Annotated in this window: 16 protein-coding genes; 15 read left to right on the plus strand and 1 reads right to left on the minus strand. The window is 73.6% G+C overall.

What is annotated here, in order from left to right; translation table 11 throughout:
* Positions 1–51: 51 nt before the first annotated feature.
* The 13 genes from AB4039_RS12940 (at position 52) to AB4039_RS13000 (ending at position 13,965) form a co-directional block, all read left to right on the plus strand.
* Entirely contained in the window at positions 52–1,251 is a 1,200-nt protein-coding gene (locus AB4039_RS12940; protein WP_266843206.1) for an NAD(P)/FAD-dependent oxidoreductase, read from the plus strand.
* Positions 1,252–1,424: 173 nt separating this feature from the next.
* Positions 1,425–1,736, plus strand: a complete 312-nt coding sequence (locus tag AB4039_RS12945; protein WP_266843208.1) for a (2Fe-2S)-binding protein — start codon at positions 1,425–1,427, stop codon at positions 1,734–1,736.
* Complete coding sequence (locus AB4039_RS12950; protein ID WP_442270772.1) at positions 1,717–3,168, plus strand: NAD(P)/FAD-dependent oxidoreductase; 1,452 nt, start codon at positions 1,717–1,719, stop codon at positions 3,166–3,168. Before AB4039_RS12945 ends, AB4039_RS12950 begins: the two co-directional genes overlap by 20 nt.
* Positions 3,169–3,243: 75 nt before the next feature.
* Complete coding sequence (locus tag AB4039_RS12955; protein WP_266843212.1) at positions 3,244–4,170, plus strand: dihydrodipicolinate synthase family protein; 927 nt, start codon at positions 3,244–3,246, stop codon at positions 4,168–4,170.
* A 44-nt stretch (positions 4,171–4,214) separates the two neighbouring features.
* A complete protein-coding gene (locus tag AB4039_RS12960) occupies positions 4,215–5,219 on the plus strand; it encodes a proline racemase family protein (RefSeq protein ID WP_266843214.1) in 1,005 nt (334 codons plus the stop codon).
* A complete protein-coding gene (locus tag AB4039_RS12965) occupies positions 5,216–6,235 on the plus strand; it encodes a proline racemase family protein (protein WP_266843216.1) in 1,020 nt (339 codons plus the stop codon). Before AB4039_RS12960 ends, AB4039_RS12965 begins: the two co-directional genes overlap by 4 nt.
* Positions 6,232–7,197 carry an ornithine cyclodeaminase family protein gene (locus AB4039_RS12970; protein WP_266843218.1) on the plus strand — a complete coding sequence of 322 codons (966 nt, stop codon included), beginning with the start codon at positions 6,232–6,234 and terminating at the stop codon, positions 7,195–7,197. Before AB4039_RS12965 ends, AB4039_RS12970 begins: the two co-directional genes overlap by 4 nt.
* 56 nt (positions 7,198–7,253) lie before the next feature.
* Positions 7,254–7,967, plus strand: coding sequence for a GntR family transcriptional regulator (locus AB4039_RS12975; protein WP_266843219.1), 714 nt, complete (start codon positions 7,254–7,256; stop codon positions 7,965–7,967).
* A gap of 282 nt (positions 7,968–8,249) precedes the next feature.
* On the plus strand, positions 8,250–9,995 hold the full coding sequence (locus AB4039_RS12980; protein ID WP_266843220.1) for an ABC transporter substrate-binding protein: 1,746 nt from the start codon (positions 8,250–8,252) through the stop codon (positions 9,993–9,995).
* A gap of 22 nt (positions 9,996–10,017) precedes the next feature.
* Positions 10,018–10,986, plus strand: coding sequence for an ABC transporter permease (locus AB4039_RS12985; RefSeq protein ID WP_266843221.1), 969 nt, complete (start codon positions 10,018–10,020; stop codon positions 10,984–10,986).
* Positions 10,983–11,969 carry an ABC transporter permease gene (locus AB4039_RS12990; RefSeq protein WP_442270773.1) on the plus strand — a complete coding sequence of 329 codons (987 nt, stop codon included), beginning with the start codon at positions 10,983–10,985 and terminating at the stop codon, positions 11,967–11,969. The genes AB4039_RS12985 and AB4039_RS12990 overlap by 4 nt, the downstream gene beginning before the upstream one ends.
* Positions 11,969–12,973 (plus strand): ABC transporter ATP-binding protein, encoded by a 1,005-nt coding sequence (locus AB4039_RS12995; protein WP_266843224.1) that lies wholly within the window; start codon positions 11,969–11,971, stop codon positions 12,971–12,973. The genes AB4039_RS12990 and AB4039_RS12995 overlap by 1 nt, the downstream gene beginning before the upstream one ends.
* Entirely contained in the window at positions 12,970–13,965 is a 996-nt protein-coding gene (locus AB4039_RS13000) for an ABC transporter ATP-binding protein (RefSeq protein WP_442270774.1), read from the plus strand. Before AB4039_RS12995 ends, AB4039_RS13000 begins: the two co-directional genes overlap by 4 nt.
* Positions 13,966–14,088: 123 nt before the next feature.
* Here AB4039_RS13000 and AB4039_RS13005 read toward each other — a convergent pair whose 3' ends face one another.
* Positions 14,089–16,152 (minus strand): prolyl oligopeptidase family serine peptidase, encoded by a 2,064-nt coding sequence (locus AB4039_RS13005; RefSeq protein ID WP_442270775.1) that lies wholly within the window; start codon positions 16,150–16,152, stop codon positions 14,089–14,091.
* 100 nt (positions 16,153–16,252) lie between these two features.
* Here AB4039_RS13005 and AB4039_RS13010 point away from each other — a divergent pair, with 100 nt between their 5' ends.
* Complete coding sequence (locus AB4039_RS13010) at positions 16,253–17,818, plus strand: MFS transporter (RefSeq protein WP_442270776.1); 1,566 nt, start codon at positions 16,253–16,255, stop codon at positions 17,816–17,818.
* Positions 17,819–17,850: 32 nt separating this feature from the next.
* Positions 17,851–18,441, plus strand: a complete 591-nt coding sequence (locus AB4039_RS13015; protein ID WP_266843226.1) for a hypothetical protein — start codon at positions 17,851–17,853, stop codon at positions 18,439–18,441.
* Positions 18,442–18,448: the final 7 nt, after the last annotated feature.

Here is an 18,448-nt window from a genome sequence, read left to right on the forward strand (position 1 = left end):
ACCCCTCCGGCATGCCTAGGCAGCCCCTAAAGAATGTGACATATTACTGTCGTGTCCCAGAACCACTCCCCGGACGTCGTGATCATCGGTGCCGGTGTCGTCGGCGCCGCGTGCGCGTACTACGCGAGCCGCCGCGGACTGTCCGTGGCCGTCGTCGACCGCGGCCCCGTCGCGGGCGGTACGACCGGTGCCGGCGAGGGCAACCTGCTCGTCTCCGACAAGGAGGCCGGCCCGGAGCTCGACCTCGCGCTCCTGTCGGCCCGGCTCTGGCAGGAACTGGCGGAGGTCCTCCCGCGGGAGACCGAGTACGAGCCCAAGGGCGGCCTGGTCGTCGCCCCCGACGAGACCACCCTCAAGGCGCTCCGCACCTTCGCGGACGGCCAGCGCGCCGCGGGCGTGACCTCCACCGAGGTGGGGCCGGACGCCCTGCGCGACCTGGAGCCGCACCTGGCCCCGGGGCAGGCGGGGGCCTTCCACTACCCCCAGGACGCCCAGGTCCACCCGGCCCAGGCCGCGGCCCGCCTGCTGGCCGCGTCCGGCGCCGACCGCTACCTCGGCGAGGAGGTCACCGAAGTGCTCCTGCGGGGCGGCCGCGCCGTCGGCGTCCGCACGCCCCGCCGCACCCTCCTGGCCCCGGCGGTGCTCAACGCGGCGGGCACCTGGGGCGGCCACATCGCCTCCCTCGCCGGAACCACCCTGCCGGTCATGCCGCGCCGCGGCTTCGTCCTGGTCACCGAACCCCTGCCCCGCGTGGTCCGCCACAAGGTCTACGCCGCCGACTACATCGCCGACGTCGCCAGCGACTCCGCGTCCCTGCAGTCCTCGGCGGTGGTGGAGGGCACCCCGTCGGGCCCCGTCCTGATCGGCGCGACCCGCGAACGGGTCGGCTTCGACCGGACCCTGTCCACCGAGGCCCTGCGCCGGCTCGCCCGCCAGGCGGCGGCGCTCTTCCCGGTCCTGGCGGACACCCGCGTCCTGCGCACCTACCACGGCTTCCGCCCCTACCTCCCCGACCACCTCCCGGCGATCGGCCCCGACCCCCGCGTACCGGGCCTCTTCCACGCCTGCGGCCACGAGGGCGCCGGCATCGGCCTGGCCCCGGCCACGGGCGCCCTCATCGCCGCCTCCCTCACCGGAACCGACCCCGCCCTGGACCCGGCACCGTTCCGCCCGGACCGCTTCGAGGCCCCGAGCCCGGATTCCGAGGGCGACCGGGGCCGGGGGCGGGGCGGGGCGCCCTCCGGGACGTAGAACGTGATGGGGTGGCGCGAGGTGCCGCACCACCGGGCCGCCCCGGACGGGGCGCCATCAATCACGCAGTCCCGCACGGCAACCCCGCCCCGGCCCCGGCCCACCCCACCCCGCACAGACCCCGCCACCCCCGAACCCGCCCGGCAGGGCAAGACCCCGAGGAGACCCCGCTGATGCGCAGCCCCCGCTCGCTGGTAGGCGGCACCCCGGCGGCCACGTACCCGGTCACCTTCGACGGCCGTGAACTGACCGCCCAGGAAGGCCAGAGCATCGCCGCCGTCCTCTGGAACGCCGGGATCCTCGCCTGGCGCACCACCCGCGAAGGCGGCTCCCCGCGCGGGGCGTTCTGCGGCATCGGCGCCTGCTACGACTGCCTCGTCACCGTCAACGGCCGCCCGAACCAACGCGCCTGCCTCGTCCCGGCCCGCCCCGGAGACTCCGTCACCACCCAGGAGGGGACCGGACATGCCGACCTCGCCGTCTGACCGGGCCGCCCACGCCGCCGTCCCCGCGCCCCCGGCCGACCTCGCCGTCGTGGGCGCTGGCCCCGCCGGACTCGCCGCCGCCGTCACCGCGGCCCGGCTCGGTCTGCGCGTCACCCTCCTCGACGCGGGGGAGCGCCCCGGCGGCCAGTTCTACCGCCACCCGGCCCCCGGCCTCGGCGCCGTCCGCCCCCAGGCCCTGCACCACGACTGGCGGGCCTTCACCGCGCGCGAAGCCGCCCTGCGCGCCCACGTGGCGGCCGGCCGGATCGCCCACCTCCCCTTCCACCACGTCTGGACGGTGGTCCCGGACGGCGCCGACGGCTGGACGCTGCACGCCGTCGCCGGCCCCGAGGAGCGGGCGGCGACCTTCGGTGCCCGTGCCGTCCTGCTCGCCACCGGCGCCTACGAGCGGCAACTGCCGTTTCCCGGCTGGACCCTGCCCGGGGTCGTCGGCGCGGGCGGGGCGCAGGCCATGCTCAAGGGCGGCCTCGTGCTGCCCGGCCGCCGCGTCGTCGTCGCCGGGAGCGGCCCGCTGCTGCTCGCGGTGGCCGGCTCCCTCGCCGCCGCCGGGGCCGCCGTGCCCGCCGTCGTCGAGGCGGCCTCGTACACGGCGTACGCCCCGCAGGCCCGCGCCCTGCTGCGCAACCCGGCCAAGCTCGCCGAAGGCGCCGTGTACGGGGGCGCCCTGGCGCGCCACGGCATCCGCCTGCTGACCCGGCACGCGGTGACCGAGGCGCACGGCCGGGGCCGGGTGGAGGCCGTCACGGTCGCCCGCCTCGACCGGGACTGGCGCCCGCTGCCCGGCACCGCCCGCCGGATCCCCTGTGACGCCCTGGCCGTGGGCCACGGGCTCGTGCCCCAGCTGGAACTGGCCACCGCCCTCGGCTGCGACACCCTCCGGGCCCCCGACGGCACGGTCGCCCTGGACCTGGACGCGGCGCAGCGCACCTCGGTGCCCGGCATCTGGTCGGCCGGCGAGACCGGCGGCATCGGCGGCGCCCAGCTGGCCCTGACCGAGGGGGAGATCGCCGCGCACGCGATCGCGGGGGCGCCCGTCGCTTCCTCCCTCACCCGGACCAGGGCCAGGCTGCGGGCCTTCGCCGGGGCGATGGCCGCCGCCCACCGCCCCGGTGCGGGGTGGACCGAGTGGCTGCCCGACGCGGCCACCGTCTGCCGCTGCGAGGAGGTCCCGGCGGGCGGGATCCGCGAGGCCGTCGCCGAGCTCGGCGCGCGGGACGCCCGTACCGTCAAACTGCTCACCCGGGCCGGGATGGGCTGGTGCCAGGGCCGGATGTGCGGTCCGGCCGTCGCCGCGCTCGCCGGGGAGGACCCCGCGCCCGACCGGCGTCCGCTGTCCTGCCCCGTTCCGCTGCGCCACCTGGCCGCGCTGCCCGCGCCGGCCGACACCGAACTTCCCCCCTCCGCCCGCTGATCGGGCCCTCCCGGCCCTTGTGGCCACCTCACACCCACTAGTAAAATGTCACACACCACACTAGGGAGTCTGCTCATGAACCACGCGCCCACCCCCGCGCCCCGTCCCGACACCCGCACCCGCCCCTGGCACGGCATCATGGTCGCCACCGCCCTGCCGCTGCGCGAGGACCTGAGCGTCGACTACGACGCCTACGGCGAGCACGTGGCCTGGCTGATCGCCGAGGGCTGCGACGGCGTCGTGCCCAACGGCTCCCTCGGCGAGTACCAGACCCTCACCGACGAGGAGCGGGCCCGCGTCGTGCGCACCGCCGTCGAGGCCGCCGGCGACGGCGCCCGTGTCATGCCCGGCGTCGCCGCGTACGGCAGCGCCGAGGCCCGCCGCTGGGCGGAGCAGGCCGCCGAGGCCGGCGCGGGATCCGTCCTGCTCCTGCCGCCCAACGCCTTCCGCGCCGACGAGGCCACCGTCCGCGCCCACTACGCGGAGGTCGCCGGCGCCGGGCTGCCCGTGGTCGCGTACAACAACCCCATCGACACCAAGGTGGACCTGACCCCGGCGCTGCTCGCCCGCCTGCACGGCGACGGCAGCATCGTCGCCGTCAAGGAGTTCAGCGGGGACGTCCGCCGCGGCTACGAGATCGCCGAGCTCGCCCCGGGCCTCGACCTGCTCATCGGCGCCGACGACGTCCTGCTCGAACTCGCCCTCGCGGGCGCCGTCGGCTGGATCGCCGGGTACCCCAACGCCCTGCCGCGCTCCTGCGCCACCCTCTACCGGGCCGCCGTCGCCGGAGACCTCGCCACGGCCCTGCCGCTCTACAAGTCCCTGCACTCGCTGCTGCGCTGGGACTCCAAGACCGAGTTCGTCCAGGCCATCAAGCTCTCCATGGACCTGGCCGGCCGTCCCGGCGGCGCCACCCGTCCGCCCCGCTTCCCGCTCTCGGGCGAGATCGAGGCCGCGGTGCGCGCCGCGACCGAGAAGGCCCTCGCCGAAGGCCTGAACTAAGCGTCAATCAGGCCCCGAACCGGGCCCCGACCAGAGGGAAACCCATGCGCACGCGCCACATCTACCACGCGGTGGACTCGCACACCGAGGGCATGCCCACCCGGGTGATCACCGGGGGAGTCGGGGTGATCCCGGGTTCCACCATGGCCGAGAAGCGGCTCCACTTCATGGAGCACACGGACCACGTCCGCACCCTGCTCATGTACGAGCCGCGCGGCCACGCGGCGATGAGCGGCGCCATCCTCCAGCCGCCCACCCGGCCCGACGCCGATTTCGGCGTGCTCTACATCGAGGTGTCGGGCCTGCTGCCGATGTGCGGGCACGGCACGATCGGGGTGGCCACCGTCCTGGTCGAGACCGGCATGGTCCCGGTCGTCGAGCCGGTCACCACGGTCCGGCTCGACACCCCGGCCGGTCTGGTCAGCGTGGACGTCCGGGTCGAGGACGGCGCGGCCACCGCCGTCACCCTCACCAACGTCCCGGCCTTCAGCGTCGGCCTGGACCTGAAGGCCGAGGTCCCCGGCTACGGCACGGTCACCTACGACCTCGCCTACGGGGGGAACTTCTACGCCTTCGTCGAACTGGACGCACTCGGCCTCCCCTTCGACCGCTCCCGCAAGGAGGACCTGATCGCCGCGGGCCTGGCGATCATGGGCGCGATCAACGACGGTCCGGACCGTCCCGTCCACCCCGAGGACCCGGCGATCGCCGGCGTCAAGCACGTGTACCTCGCCGCCCCCGGCTCAGACGCCCGCCGCTCCCGCCACGCCATGGCCATCCACCCGGGCTGGTTCGACCGCTCGCCCTGCGGTACGGGGACCAGCGCGCGCATGGCCCAGTTGCACGCCCGCGGCCTGCTCGAACTCGACACCGACTTCGTCAACGAGTCGTTCATCGGCACCGAGTTCACCGGCCGTCTCACCGGGCGGACCACCGTCGGCGGTCTCCCGGCCGTGGTCCCCACCGTCACCGGCCGGGCCTGGATCACCGGCACCGCCCAGTACTTCCTCGACCCGACCGACCCCTTCCCCGGAGGGTTCCTGCTGTGATCAGCGTCCGCACCACCGACTACCACACGGCGGGGGAGCCCTTCCGGATCGTCGACCTCGCGGCGGGCGACATCGCGCCCGCGCCCGGGGACACCGTCGCCGAGCGCTGCGCCACGGTCATCGGCCCCGGGGGTTCCGGGACCGCGCCGAGGCGGAGCGCGCTGGACGACGTACGGCGCCTGCTGGTGCAGGAGCCGCGCGGGCACGCCGGGATGTACGGCGGGTTCGTGGTCCCCCCGGACGACGACGGGGCGCACTTCGGGGTGCTGTTCTGGCACAAGGACGGCTACTCCACCGCGTGCGGCCACGGCACCATGGCCCTCGGCGTATGGGCGGTGGAGACCGGGCGGGTTCCGGCGCCGCACGACGGGGACGTCCAGGTGCGGATCGACGTCCCGTCGGGTCGGGTCGGGGCCACCGTCCACCGGGACGGGGGCCGCACCACGGGGGTCACCTTCCGCAACGTCGCCGCCCGGGTGGGCGCCCGGAAGGTCCCGGTGGCCACCACGCTGGGCCTCGCCGAGGTGGACATCGCGCACGCCGGAGCCTGCTACGCCTCCGTCGCCGCCCGGGACCTCGGCCTGGACGTCTCGCGCGCCGCGCTGCCCGAGCTGGTCCGCGCCGGGCAGGAGATCCGGGCCGCACTGGCCACCCATCCCGCCACCTGGCACCCGGGCGGGCCGCTGCTGTCCGGGGTGTACGGAGTGGTCCTGTACGAGGAACTGCCCGACACCCCCTTCGGGCCGTACCAGCGCAACGTCACCGTCTTCGCGGACGGGCAGATCGACCGCTCCCCCTGCGGTTCCGGCACCTCGGCCCGGCTCGCCCTGCTCGCGGAGGACGGGCGGCTCGGGCCGGGGGAGGACCTGCTGCACGAGTCGGTGGTGGGCACGGTGTTCACCGGCCGGATGCTGGAGGGCGGGGTCACGGAGGTCACCGGCACGGCCTACCGCACCGGCGAGCACACCTTCACCGTCGATCCGCACGACGCCCTCGGCACGGGGTTCCCGCTGTGACGGTCCCCCCGGCGCCCGCGCTGCCGCAGTACGACGCCGGGCGGATCGCGGGCCTGCTCACCCCCGCCGGGGCGGCCGACGCCCTCGCCGAGGCCCTGCGCGCCGGGCTCGATCCGGAAGGCTGCCCGCAGCGCAGCTCCCTGCCCGCGCCGGGCGGCGAACTGCTGCTGATGCCCGCCGCGTCGGCGGAGTACGCGGGGGTGAAGGTCGCCGGGGTGGCGCCGGGCAACCCGGGGCGGGGCCTGCCCCGGATCACCGGGAGCTACCTGCTCCTCGACGGGGTGACCCTGTGGCCGGTGGCCCTGTTCGACGGCGCGGCCCTGACGGCCCTGCGCACCCCGGCGGTGTCCGCGCTGGCGCTGCGCCACCTGGCCCCGGCCGGGCCGGCGGGGCGGCTGGTGCTGTTCGGCTCCGGGCCCCAGGCGTACGGGCACCTCGACGCGGTGCTCGCGGAGCGGGTTCCCGCGGAGGCGGTGGTCGTCGCCCGCGACCCCGGACGGGCGGGGGCGCTCGTCGCGTACGCCCGTGAGCGGGGTGTCGCGGCGCGCACCGGCACCGCGGCGGACGTGGCCGGCGCGGACCTGGTGGTCTGCTGCACCACGGCCCGCGAGCCGCTCTTCGACGGGCGCCTGGTGGCCCCGGGCGCGCTGGTGGTGGCCGTGGGCTCGCACGAACCGGGCGCCCGCGAGACGGACACGGCCCTCGTGCGGCGGGCGGCCGTGTACGTGGAGTCGCGCGCGGCGGCCCTGCGCGAGGCGGGGGACCTGCTGATCCCGGAGGCGGAGGGGGCGATCGGACCCGGTCATATCAGCGGAACGCTCGCCGACCTGGTCACCGGGCGGATTCCCCCGGGAGGGCGGACGGGTTGTCCACAGCTCTTCAAGAGCGTGGGCATGGCCTGGGAAGATCTCGCAGTGGCGGTCGCACTGTTCCGGGCCGCAGGGACGAGTAGCGCAACGTGACATTGTACGCTGTTCCTCTGCTCGTCGCGGTGTCGGGGGTCTCGGAGGAAAAGCACATGGGTGACCTGAAGCAGCACAGTCTCATCAAGGCCCAGGAACGGCTCCGCGACCAGGTCGGCCACGCCCTCCGAGCGGCCCTGATCGCCGGGGAACTGCGCCCCGGGAGCGTGTACTCCGCCCCCGGCCTCGCGGCCGAACTCGGCGTCTCGGCCACGCCCGTGCGCGAGGCCATGCTCGACCTGGCCCGTGAGGGCCTGGTCGAGCCGGTCCGCAACAAGGGGTTCCGGATCACCGAGGTCAGCGAGCGCGACCTCGACCAGTACACGGAACTGCGGACGATGATCGAGGTCCCGACCGTCGGGCGGATCACGAAGATCGCCACGGTCGAACAGCTGGAGGCCCTGCGCCCCATCGCCGAGGAGATCGTCACCAGCGCCCGCGAGCACAACCTCATCGGGTACCTGGAGGCCGACCGCCGCTTCCACCTCTCCCTGCTGGCCCTGGCGGGCAACGACCGCCTCGTGGAGACCGTCGGCGACCTGCGCAAGCGCTCCCGCCTCTACGGCCTGACGGGCCTGGATGAGGCCGGCAAGCTGGTCTCCTCCGCCGAGGAGCACGTCGAACTGCTGGACCTGATGATCAGCGGGGACGCGGAGGCGGCGCAGGCCTGCATGGTCCGCCACCTCGGACACGTCCGCTCCCTGTGGGCCCAGGGGCGCGACGAGCCGGTCGGCCGTACCCCGGGAGGCCTCGGCTCGGGCGTCCAGTGACCCGGTGAGCCCCCCGCGCGGCCGGCGGGAGCGGTCTCGCTCCTGCCGTTCGTCGTGACGTGCCGCGCCAGGTGGTGACGGGGTGAAGAATCCCCGGCCGCCTGGCGCTGCGCGTTGTCGGGCTGCTGCCGTGTTCGGACCGCCCGCCGGCCTCAACTCGACTTCGAGGGGCCGGACTTGGACACGGCTGGATAACGGCGGCGCCAACCTCTTGTCAGTACAATTTCACATTACTATGTTACCGGTCACACCCTAAAGCGCGGCCCTTCACTGGAGTGACCCATGACCAAGCGCACCCAACTCGCCCTCGCCACCGCCGTGGTGGCCGCTCTCGCACTCGGTGCCTCGGGTTGCTCCGACCCCAAGAAGGGCGCGAACGCCGGACCCTCCGCGGCCAACCCGGCCGCCGCCAACGACGGCAAGACCATCGGCGGCACCCCGGTGAAGGGCGGCACCCTCACCGTCCTGTCCAACCAGGACTTCGCCCACCTCGACCCCGCCCGCAACTGGGTGATGCCGGCCATGGACTTCGGCACCCGCCTGCTCTACCGCACGCTCGTCACCTTCAAGGCCGAGCCCGGCAAGAGCGGCAGCGAACTCGTCCCCGACCTCGCCACCGACCTCGGCACCCCCTCCAACGGCGGCAAGACCTGGACCTTCACCCTCAAGGAGGGCGTGAAGTACGAGGACGGCTCGCCGATCAAGGCCCAGGACATCAAGTACAACGTCGAGCGCTCCTTCGCCCCCGATCTCACCGGCGGCCCCGACTACGCCGCCCAGTACCTGGCCGGCACCGAGGGCTACAAGGGCCCCCTGGACGGCAAGCACCTCGACTCCGTCAAGACCCCCGACGACCGCACGATCGTCTTCGAACTCAAGCGCCCCGTCGCCGAGTTCTCCCAGACCGCCACCCTGCCCACCTTCGCGCCGGTCCCGCAGTCCCAGGAGAAGGGCACCCAGTACGACGCCCGCCCGTTCTCCTCCGGCCCGTACAAGATCGAGACGTACGACCGGGACAAGAAGCTGGTCCTCGTGCGCAACGAGCACTGGGACCAGAAGACCGACTCCGTCCGCAAGGCCTACCCGGACAGGTTCGTCGTCGTCATGGGCCTCAAGGGAGGGCAGGTCGACGACCGCATCATCGCCGGCGAGGGCGCCGACGCCTCCGCCATCGAGTACTTCAACATGCGTCCCGAGAGCGCCGCGAAGGTCCTGCCCAAGCCCGAGATCAAGTCCCGCCTGCTCGCCGAGTCCCAGGGCTGTACGGTCATGCTCCACCTGAACAACTCCCGCGCCCCCTTCAACGACCCCAAGGTCCGCGAGGCCATGCAGTACGCGGTCGACAAGGAGGCCGTCGTCACCGCCGGCGGCGGCCCCGCCCTCAACGAGGTGGCCACCGCCTACCTGCCCCCGGCCCTCTCGGGCGGCAAGCAGGCCGACACCCTCAAGATCCCGGCCTCCGGCGACCCCGCCAAGGCCAAGGAACTGCTCAAGGCCGCCGGCAAGGAGCACCTGAAGGTCTCCCTCGCCGTCTCCACCGGGGACAAGGGCAAGGCGGAGGCCTTCCAGCAGGGCCTGGCCCGGGCCGGCATCGAGGTCGTCATCGACACCGTCGACCCCGGCGCGTACTACGACGTCATCGGCGACCTCTCCACCACCCCCGACATGACCTACACCGGCTGGTGCCCCGACTACCCCTCCGGCTCCACCTGGCTCCCCTTCGTCTTCGACGGACGCACCATCAAGGACAAGGGCAACCAGGGCAACTACGCCCAGTTCCGCGACGAGGCCACCATGAAGCGGATCGACGAGATCAACGCCATGGCCGACGCCAAGCAGGCCAACCAGGCCTGGATCGACCTCGACGCCGAGATCATGAAGAAGTCCCCCTCCATCCCGATCCTCCTGGAGCGCAAGCCGCTGCTCGTCGGCCCCAACATCGCCGGCGCCTACGGCCACCCCGTGTGGACCGGCACCGTCGACTACGGGACCGTGGGCCTCAAGGACCCGTCGAAGAGCCAGGGCTGAGAAGCCGGGGCCTGAAGACACCATGACCACCACCGCATCCGGCGCCGCCCCCGAGGCGGCCCCGGCCGGGACACCGGCCAAGGACGTCGCCCCGGGCAGCAGCCCCTGGCAGCTCGCCCGCCGGGAACTGCGCCGCCGCCCCGCCGTCCGCGTCAGCCTCGGCGTCGTCCTCCTCTTCGTCCTGATGGCCCTGGCCGCCCCGTGGCTCGGCGCCCTCGGCGGCTGGTCCCCGGACGAGTTCGACAAGGCCGCCATCGACCCCTACCTCGGCGGACAGCCCCTCGGCTCCTTCGGCGGGATCAGCCCCGAGCACTGGCTCGGCGTGGAACCCGTCACCGGCCGCGACCTGTTCGCCCGCGTCGTGCACGGCGCCCAGGTCTCCCTCCTGATCGCCTTCGCCGCCACCGCCATCGTCGTCCTCGCGGGCACCGCCGCCGGGATCGCCGCCGGCTACTTCGGCGGCCGCACCGACGCCGTCCTGTCCCGGCTCATGGACCTCACCATGTCCTTCCCCTCGCTGATCTTCATGATCGCGATGCTGTCGGTGGCCAAGGACGTCAACCGGATCGTCCTGATGACCAGCGTCATCGGCCTCTTCGGCTGGCCCGGCGTCGCCCGCGTCGTCCGCGGCCAGACCCTCTCCCTCAAACACCGCGAGTACGTCGACGCCGCACGCGTCGGCGGCGCGAGCTCCTGGCGGATCCTGACCCGCGACATCCTCCCCGGCGTCTCGGGCCCGGTCATCGCCTACACCACCCTGCTCATACCCGGCATGATCAGCACCGAGGCCGCCCTCAGCTACCTCGGCGTGGGCGTGCGCCCGCCCACCCCCTCCTGGGGCCAGATGATCGCCGAGTCCGTGGCCTTCTACGAGACCGACCCCATGTACTTCGTCATCCCGAGCGTCTTCCTCTTCCTCGCCGTGCTCGCCTTCACCCTCCTCGGCGACGCCCTGCGCGACATCCTCGACCCGAGGGGCGGCCGCACGTGATCCTCTACCTCGTCCGCCGCCTGCTCGCCCTCGCCGGCGTGCTCCTCGCGATCGCCGCCGTCACCTTCCTCATCTTCTACGTCCTGCCCAGCGACCCGGCCGCCGCCGCCTGCGGCAAGACGTGCAGCGCCGAACGGCTGGCCGACGTCCGGGTCTACCTCGGTCTCGACAAGCCCGTGTGGAAGCAGTTCGCCGACTTCCTCACCGGCATCTTCACCGGGCGCACCCTCGGCACCGGACAGTTCGCCGTCCAGTGCGACTTCCCGTGCCTGGGCTACTCCTACGAGAACTCCCTGCCCGTCTGGGACCTCCTGATGGACCGGCTCCCCGTCTCGGCCTCCCTCGCCGTCGGCGCCGCCGTCCTGTGGCTGCTGCTCGGCCTCGGCGCCGGGGTCACCGCCGCCCTGCGCAAGGACACCGCCACCGACAAGGCCCTGATGGTCGGCGCCGTCGCCGCCGCCTCCCTGCCCGTCTACTTCACCTCCGTCATGCTGATCTACGGAGTCATCCGCGTCGCCGACCTGCTCCCGTACCCCAGCTACCAGGCCCTCACCGACGACCCGCTCGCCTGGGCCTCGAACCTGCTGCTGCCCTGGACGGCCCTCGCCCTGCTCTACGCCGCCATGTACGCCCGCCAGAGCCGCGGTTCGATGATCGAGGCGATGGCCGAGCCGTACATCCGCACCGCCCGCGCCAAGGGCATGCCCGAGCGCACCGTCGTGGTCAAACACGGACTGCGCTCCGGGATGACCCCGATCCTCACCATCTTCGGCATCGACCTCGGCGGGCTCCTCGCCGGAGCCGTGATCACCGAGTCCATCTTCGGACTCCCCGGCATCGGCAGGCTGTTCTACGGGGCGCTCGTCAGCTCCGACCAGCCCGTGGTCCTCGGGGTCACCCTGCTCGCCGCCTTCTTCATCGTCGTCGCGAACCTCGTCGTCGACCTCCTGTACGCCGTGGTCGACCCGAGGGTGAGGTACTGATGACCACCGCACCGCCCCTGCTCGAAGTGCGCGACCTGCGCGTCACGTTCACCACCCCGCGCGGCACCGTCCGGGCCGTCGACTCCCTCGGCTTCACCGTCGAGGCCGGACGCACCCTGGGCATCGTCGGCGAGTCCGGCTCCGGCAAGTCCGTCACCTCGCTCGCCGTCATGGGCCTGCACCGGGCCGGCGCCGAGGTCACCGGCTCCGTCAGCCTCGCCGGACGGGAACTCACCGGACTCTCCGAGAAGGAGCTGTCCGCGGTGCGCGGCCGCCGGATGGCCATGATCTTCCAGGACCCGCTGTCCAGCCTGCACCCCTACTACACCGTCGGCGAGCAGATCGCCGAGCACTTCCGGGTCCACTTCCGGGCCGGGCGGGCCGCCGCCCGCAAACGGGCGGTCGACATGCTCGGCGAGGTCGGCATCCCCGAACCGGCCCGCCGCGCGGGGGAGTACCCGCACCAGTTCTCCGGCGGCATGCGCCAGCGCGCCATGATCGCCATGGCCCTGGCCTGCGAGCCCGACCTGCTGATCGCCGACGAGCCCACCACCGCCCTCGACGTCACCGTGCAGGCGCAGATCCTGGAGCTGATCGCCCGTCTCCAGCAGGAGCGCGGCCTCGGCGTCGTGATGATCACCCACGACCTCGGGGTGGTCGCCCGCGTCGCCCACGAGGTGCTCGTCATGTACGGCGGCCGCGCCGCCGAACAGGCCTCCGCCGACGACCTGTTCGCCGCGCCCGCCCACCCGTACACCCGGGGCCTGCTCGACTCCCTGCCCCGCCTCGACACCCCCGACGACGCCCCCCTGCCCTCCATCCCCGGCTCCCCGCCGTCCCTGCTGGCCCCCGCCCCGGGCTGCGCCTTCGCCCCCCGCTGCACCCGGGCCGCCGCCCGCTGCACCGGGGAACGACCGCTGTTCGTCCCGTACGGGGACGGCCCGCGGCACACCGTGGCCTGCCACTTCGCGGGAGTGCGCACCCCCGAGGAGGCGGCCCGATGACCGGCACCGACACAGGGACCCCCGAGCGTCCGCTGCTCTCCGTCCGGGACCTGACCATGACCTTCCCCGGCCGGCGCGCCCTGACCGGCCGCCGCGGCGCGCCCGTGCGGGCCGTCGACGGGATCTCCTTCGACCTGGCGGCGGGCCGGACCCTCGGGCTGGTCGGGGAATCGGGCTGCGGCAAGTCCACCACCGGCCGGATGCTGGTGCGGCTGCTGGAACCCACCTCCGGCAGTGTCACCTTCGACGGCAAGGACATCAGCCGGCTCTCCCAGGGCGCCCTGCGGCCCCTGCGCAGGAACATCCAGATGGTCTTCCAGGACCCGCACTCCTCCCTCAACCCCCGCCAGACCGTGGCCCGGATCATCTCCGACCCGCTGCTGGTGCAGGGCTGGAGCGCGTCGGACGCCCGCCGCCGGGCCGCCGAGCTGATGGAGCTGACCGGACTGATCCCGGAGCACATCGACCGCTACCCGCACGAGTTCTCCGGCGGCCAGGCCCAGCGCATCGGCATCGCCCGCTCCCTGGCCACCAACCCCCGGCTCATCGTCGCGGACGAGCCGGTCTCCGCCCTCGACGTCTCCGTCCAGGCGCAGATCGTCAACCTGATGGAGCGGCTGCGCGTGGAACTGGGCCTCGCCTACGTGTTCATCGCGCACGACCTCTCGGTCGTCAAACGGGTCAGCGACCGGGTCGCCGTCATGTACCTCGGCCGGATCGTCGAGATCGGGGACAAGAAGTCCCTCTACGAGAACCCGCAGCACCCCTACACCAAGGCGCTGCTGTCGGCCGTCCCGCTGCCCGACCCGGCGGCGGAGCGGCGGCGCGAGCGGATCGTCCTGCTCGGCGACCCGCCGAGCCCGGCGGCTCCGCCCCCGGGCTGCACCTTCCACCCCAGGTGCCCCAAGGCCCAGGACATCTGCCGCACCGAGCGCCCGCTCCTGCGGATCGCCGCCTCCCGAGAGGTGGCCTGCCACTTCCCCGGTGACTGACGGGGATCCAGGGGAAGGAAGCGGAGGACCCCGGAGCCGACACGATCGGCTCCGGGGTCCTCCCGCCGTTTCCCCCCGTCCGCCCCGCCGGCGGTGGTGCCGGCGGGGCCCGTTCGCGTAGGGCTAGGCGAGGCCCAGTTCGCGGCGGAAGAAGGCCAGTTCCTGTGCCATCACCTTCTCGCGGGTCCCGCCCGGGGTCATGTGGGTGACGCCCGGCAGGGCCAGCAGGTGGTGCGGGCGGCCCGCGTCGGTCAGGGCGCGGGACAGGCGCAGGGTGTGGGAGGGGTGGACGTTGTCGTCGGCCAGGCCCGTGACCAGCAGCAGCGGCCGGGTCAGCTGCGGTGCGTCGGGGAGCAGGCAGTCCCGCTCGTACACCTCGGGGTGTTCCTGCGGAAGCCCCAGGTACCGCTCGGTGTACGCCGTGTCGTAGTGCCGGAAGTCGGTCGGAGCGGCCCCCGCGGCGGCCGCGTGGAAGACGTCCGGGCGGCGCAGTACGGCCATCGCCGCCAGGTAGCCGCCGTAGGACCAGCCGCGTACGCCGACCCGGCCGAGGTCCAGGTCGCCGTGGCGGGCACCGAGGGCCCGCAGGGCGGCGACCTGGTCCTCCAGGGTGATCTCGGAGAAGCCCCGGTACATGGCGTGGGTGAAGGCGGGGGAGACGTAGGGGGTGCCCCGGTTGTCGACGGTGACCACCGCGAAGCCCTGGTCGGCCCACCACTGCCGGGCCTGCCAGCGGCGCGGCTCGGCGGCCACGTCCTGGAAGCCGGGGCCGCCGTAGCTGTCCATCAGCACGGGCAGCCGCCGCCCCGGGACGTGGTCGCGCGGCAGTACGAGGGCGGTGGGCACGCCGTGCTCGGTGACCCGCTCCAGGACGGGGACCACCCGGTACGGCAGCGGCGCCGACAGGTCGCGGGGGACGAACGCGCGGCCGTCGGCGGTGCGCACGGTGCGCCGCAAGCCGTCGGCGTCGGCCGAGGTCAGCAGCAGCGCCCCGCAGGAGGCCTGTACGGAGTGCACCCCGGGCCCGTCGGCGAGCGGGGTCAGCCCACCGGTGTCCGGGTCCAGCAGCAGCACCTGCTGCTCGGCGGGGTCGCGCAGTCCGGCCTCGATCAGCAGCCGGCCCTCGTGGATCCCGGCCACGCGCCGGACCTGGATCCCGTCACCGGTGAGCGGCTTCCCGTCGAGGGCCAGGCCGCGCGCGGCCCCGCCGGGGGTGTCGGCGGCGGTGAGCATCCGCCCGTCGGGCAGCCGGGCCGGGGTGCCGGGCACCAGGGGGTCCACCCACTGGGGGTGCGTGGTGGCCGACAGCTCCCGGGTGCGGCCGGTGGCCGGGTCGGCGCTGAGCAGCAGGACGCTGCGCTGGAGCCGGTCCTGGACGGTCAGCAGGATCTCCGTCGGCGACTCCCAGCCGGCGTCCGAGACGTAGGGGTGGGCCGTGGCGTCCCAGTCGACGCGCACGCGGCTGCCGTCCGGGCCCAGTACCCACAGCTGTACGTCGGCGTTGGGGCCGCCCGCCTCGGGGTAGGCGAAGTCCTCGGCGGGCAGTTCCGGGTGGGCGGGGTCGGCGAACCAGCGCCGCTGCAGGGCGCTCTCGTCGACCCGGGCGGCGAGCAGGGTGGTCCCGTCCGGGGACCACCAGTGGCCGCGGGCGCGGCCGAGCTCCTCGGCGGCGGCGAACTCGGCGATGCCCCAGCGGGCCCCGTCGTCGGGGCTGATCCGGCCGCCGGGGGCGATGTGGAGGGCGTCGTCGGCGACGTACGCGGTGCGCGATCCGTCGGCGTTGGGGCGCGGGTCGAGGGCGGGGCCGGCGGAGGGTATCTCCGCGGGTCCCCCGGTGCCGTCCCAGGTGACCCGGTAGAGCCGCCCGTACAGGGGGAAGACGGCGCTGCGCCCGTCGCCGGAGAGGGCGTACGAGCCGATCCCGGCGGCGACCAGCCGGGTGCGCTCGCGCAGGCGCCTTTCGGTGACGGGGAGTTCACCGGGCTCGGGGGAGAGCGCGCGGGGGTCGGCGAGCAGGGTTTCGGTGCCGGTGGCGGTGTCGAGCACCCACAGGGCTTCGAGGGCGTCGGTGGGCCCCGTCGAGCGCAGGAACCACAGGAGGCGGCCGTCGTCGCCGAACGCGAGGGCGCGGGGCGCTCCGTGGGTGAACCGGGCCGTGTCGGCGGAGAGCCTGAGGAAGTCGTCCATGATCCCAGTCTGACATGTGCAATATCACATAGCATAGAGAGCGACGGAGGACTGGGCCGTTCGAGTGGTGACCCCCGGGGTGCGGGCATAGCGTCGACTAGTGGACCCGAACGCACTGCCGACCAACAAGGGGACCGACGGCACGGTCCGATGGGGCGGAAGAGGGCTGGCCCTGTTCGTGATCGCCTCCTGCCAGCTGATGGTCGTTCTCGACATCACCATCGTGAACATCGCGCTACCACACATCCAGACCGCGCTCGACTTCTCGACGGAGAGCCTGTCCTGGGTGGTCAACGCGTACACCCTCACCTTCGGCGGACTGCTCCTGCTCGGCGGGCGGACCGGCGACATCCTCGGCAGGAAGCGCGTCTTCATCTTCGGTGTCCTGCTCTTCGGCCTGGCCTCCCTGCTCGGCGGCCTCGCCCAGAACGAGGGCCAGCTGATGGCCGCACGGGCCCTCCAGGGCGTCGGCGGCGCCATCGCCTCGCCGACCGCGCTCGCCCTGATCACCACCACCTTCCGTGAAGGCCCGGCCCGCAACCGGGCCTTCGGCGTGTTCGCCGCCGTGTCGGCGGGCGGCGGCGCGATCGGCCTCCTCGCGGGCGGCGTCCTCGTCGAATGGCTCAACTGGCGCTGGGTGTTCTTCGTGAACGTCCCCATCGCCGTGCTGATCGCCGTGCTCGCGACGCGGGTCCTGCACGAATCCGAACGCCACCCCGGACACTTCGACCTCGCCGGCGCGCTGCTGTCGACCACCGGCATGGTCGCCCTCGTCTACGGGTTCATCCGCGCGTCCCAGGAGGGCTGGGACGACCCCTACACGATCGGCTCCTTCATCGCCGCCGCGATCCTGCTCACCCTGTTCGTCCTCAACGAGCGGCGCTCGCCCCAGCCGATCACCCCGCTGCACATGTTCGCCGACCGCAACCGGGCCGGCACCTACGGGATCATGCTCTTCCTCGCCTGTGCGATCTTCGGCATGTTCTTCTTCCTCACGCTCTTCGTGCAGAACGTCCTCGGCTTCAGCCCGCTGCAGGCGGGGCTCGCCTTCCTCCCGGTCAGCGTGATGATCGCGATGGCCGCGGGAGTCACCTCGCAGCTGCTCCCCAGGTTCGGGCCCAAACCCTTCATGGTCACCGGAGCCCTGTGCTGCGCGGCCGGGCTGGCCTGGCTGACCCGGATCGACATCGACTCGACGTACCCGGGCAGCATCCTCGGCCCGATGCTGGTCTTCGCCACCGGCATGGGCCTGCAGTTCGTCTCGCTGACCCTGATGGCCCTGTCCAACGTGCCCGAACGGGAATCGGGCGCCGCGTCCGGCCTGCTCAACACGATGCAGCAGATAGGCGGCTCGCTCGGCCTCTCCATCCTGGTGACCGTGTTCGGCACGGCCAGCCGCAACGAGGCCAAGGAGCAGGTCCCGGACTTCCTGAGCTCCTCCACCCCCGCGCAGAAGCTCCTCTTCGCGCACACCCACCAGCTCCCCAAGCCCTGGGCCGACCAGGTGCTCACCTCCGGCGTGAGCACGGCCTTCGTGGCGGCCGCGGCCTTCACCCTGATCGGCGCGGCGATCGCCCTCTTCGTGATCCAGGTCCGGCCCTCGGACCTCGCGCGGCTCCAGGGGAACCACACCCCGGCGGCCGTCCAGGGGGAAACGGGTGGGTAAGGTCGTCGATCATCGACTTCGGGGGGAATCCGATGCCCAGATCCACCACCGCCCGCCGGGCGACCACCGCCGCCCTGGCGCTGTCCCTGGCCGTCCTCACCGCGGCCTGCGGCCACGACGCAGCGCCGAAGGCCTCCTCGGCCCCGTCACCGGCGTCGGCCGCCTCACCGGGGTCGGCCGCCTCACCGGGCACGGACCCGTCGCCGGCGTCCGACCCGTCCGGCCCGTCCGCCGCGGGCGCACCCCCTTCGCCCCGCGTGCCGGGGAGCACCCCGCCCGTGTCGGCTCCGGCCGGCAGCGGCGCGCCCGCCCCCGGGCCGGAGAAGGTCCGGGACGCCTTCGCCGGGCTCCAGGCCACCCTCGGCGAATCCTGCACCCCGGGGAACTGCGCCTACTTCCTCGGCCGGGTCGACGACGAACTCCACCGGATGGACCGCGCGATGAAGGCCGACCCGAAGGGTCCCGGCCACTTCCCCGAGCCGATCGCCGCCGTGGCGAAGCTCGACCGGGAGCTCGGCGGCGACCGCACCTTCGAGAACCTGAAGAAGCACCAGAGCACCCTCATCGGCACCCGCGACGAGATCAACACCTGGATGCAGGACCACCCCGACGACTACCGCTGATCCCGGC

Source organism: Streptomyces sp. M-16 (assembly GCF_052114405.1).
In the GTDB taxonomy this organism is placed as follows: Bacteria; Actinomycetota; Actinomycetes; order Streptomycetales; family Streptomycetaceae; genus Streptomyces.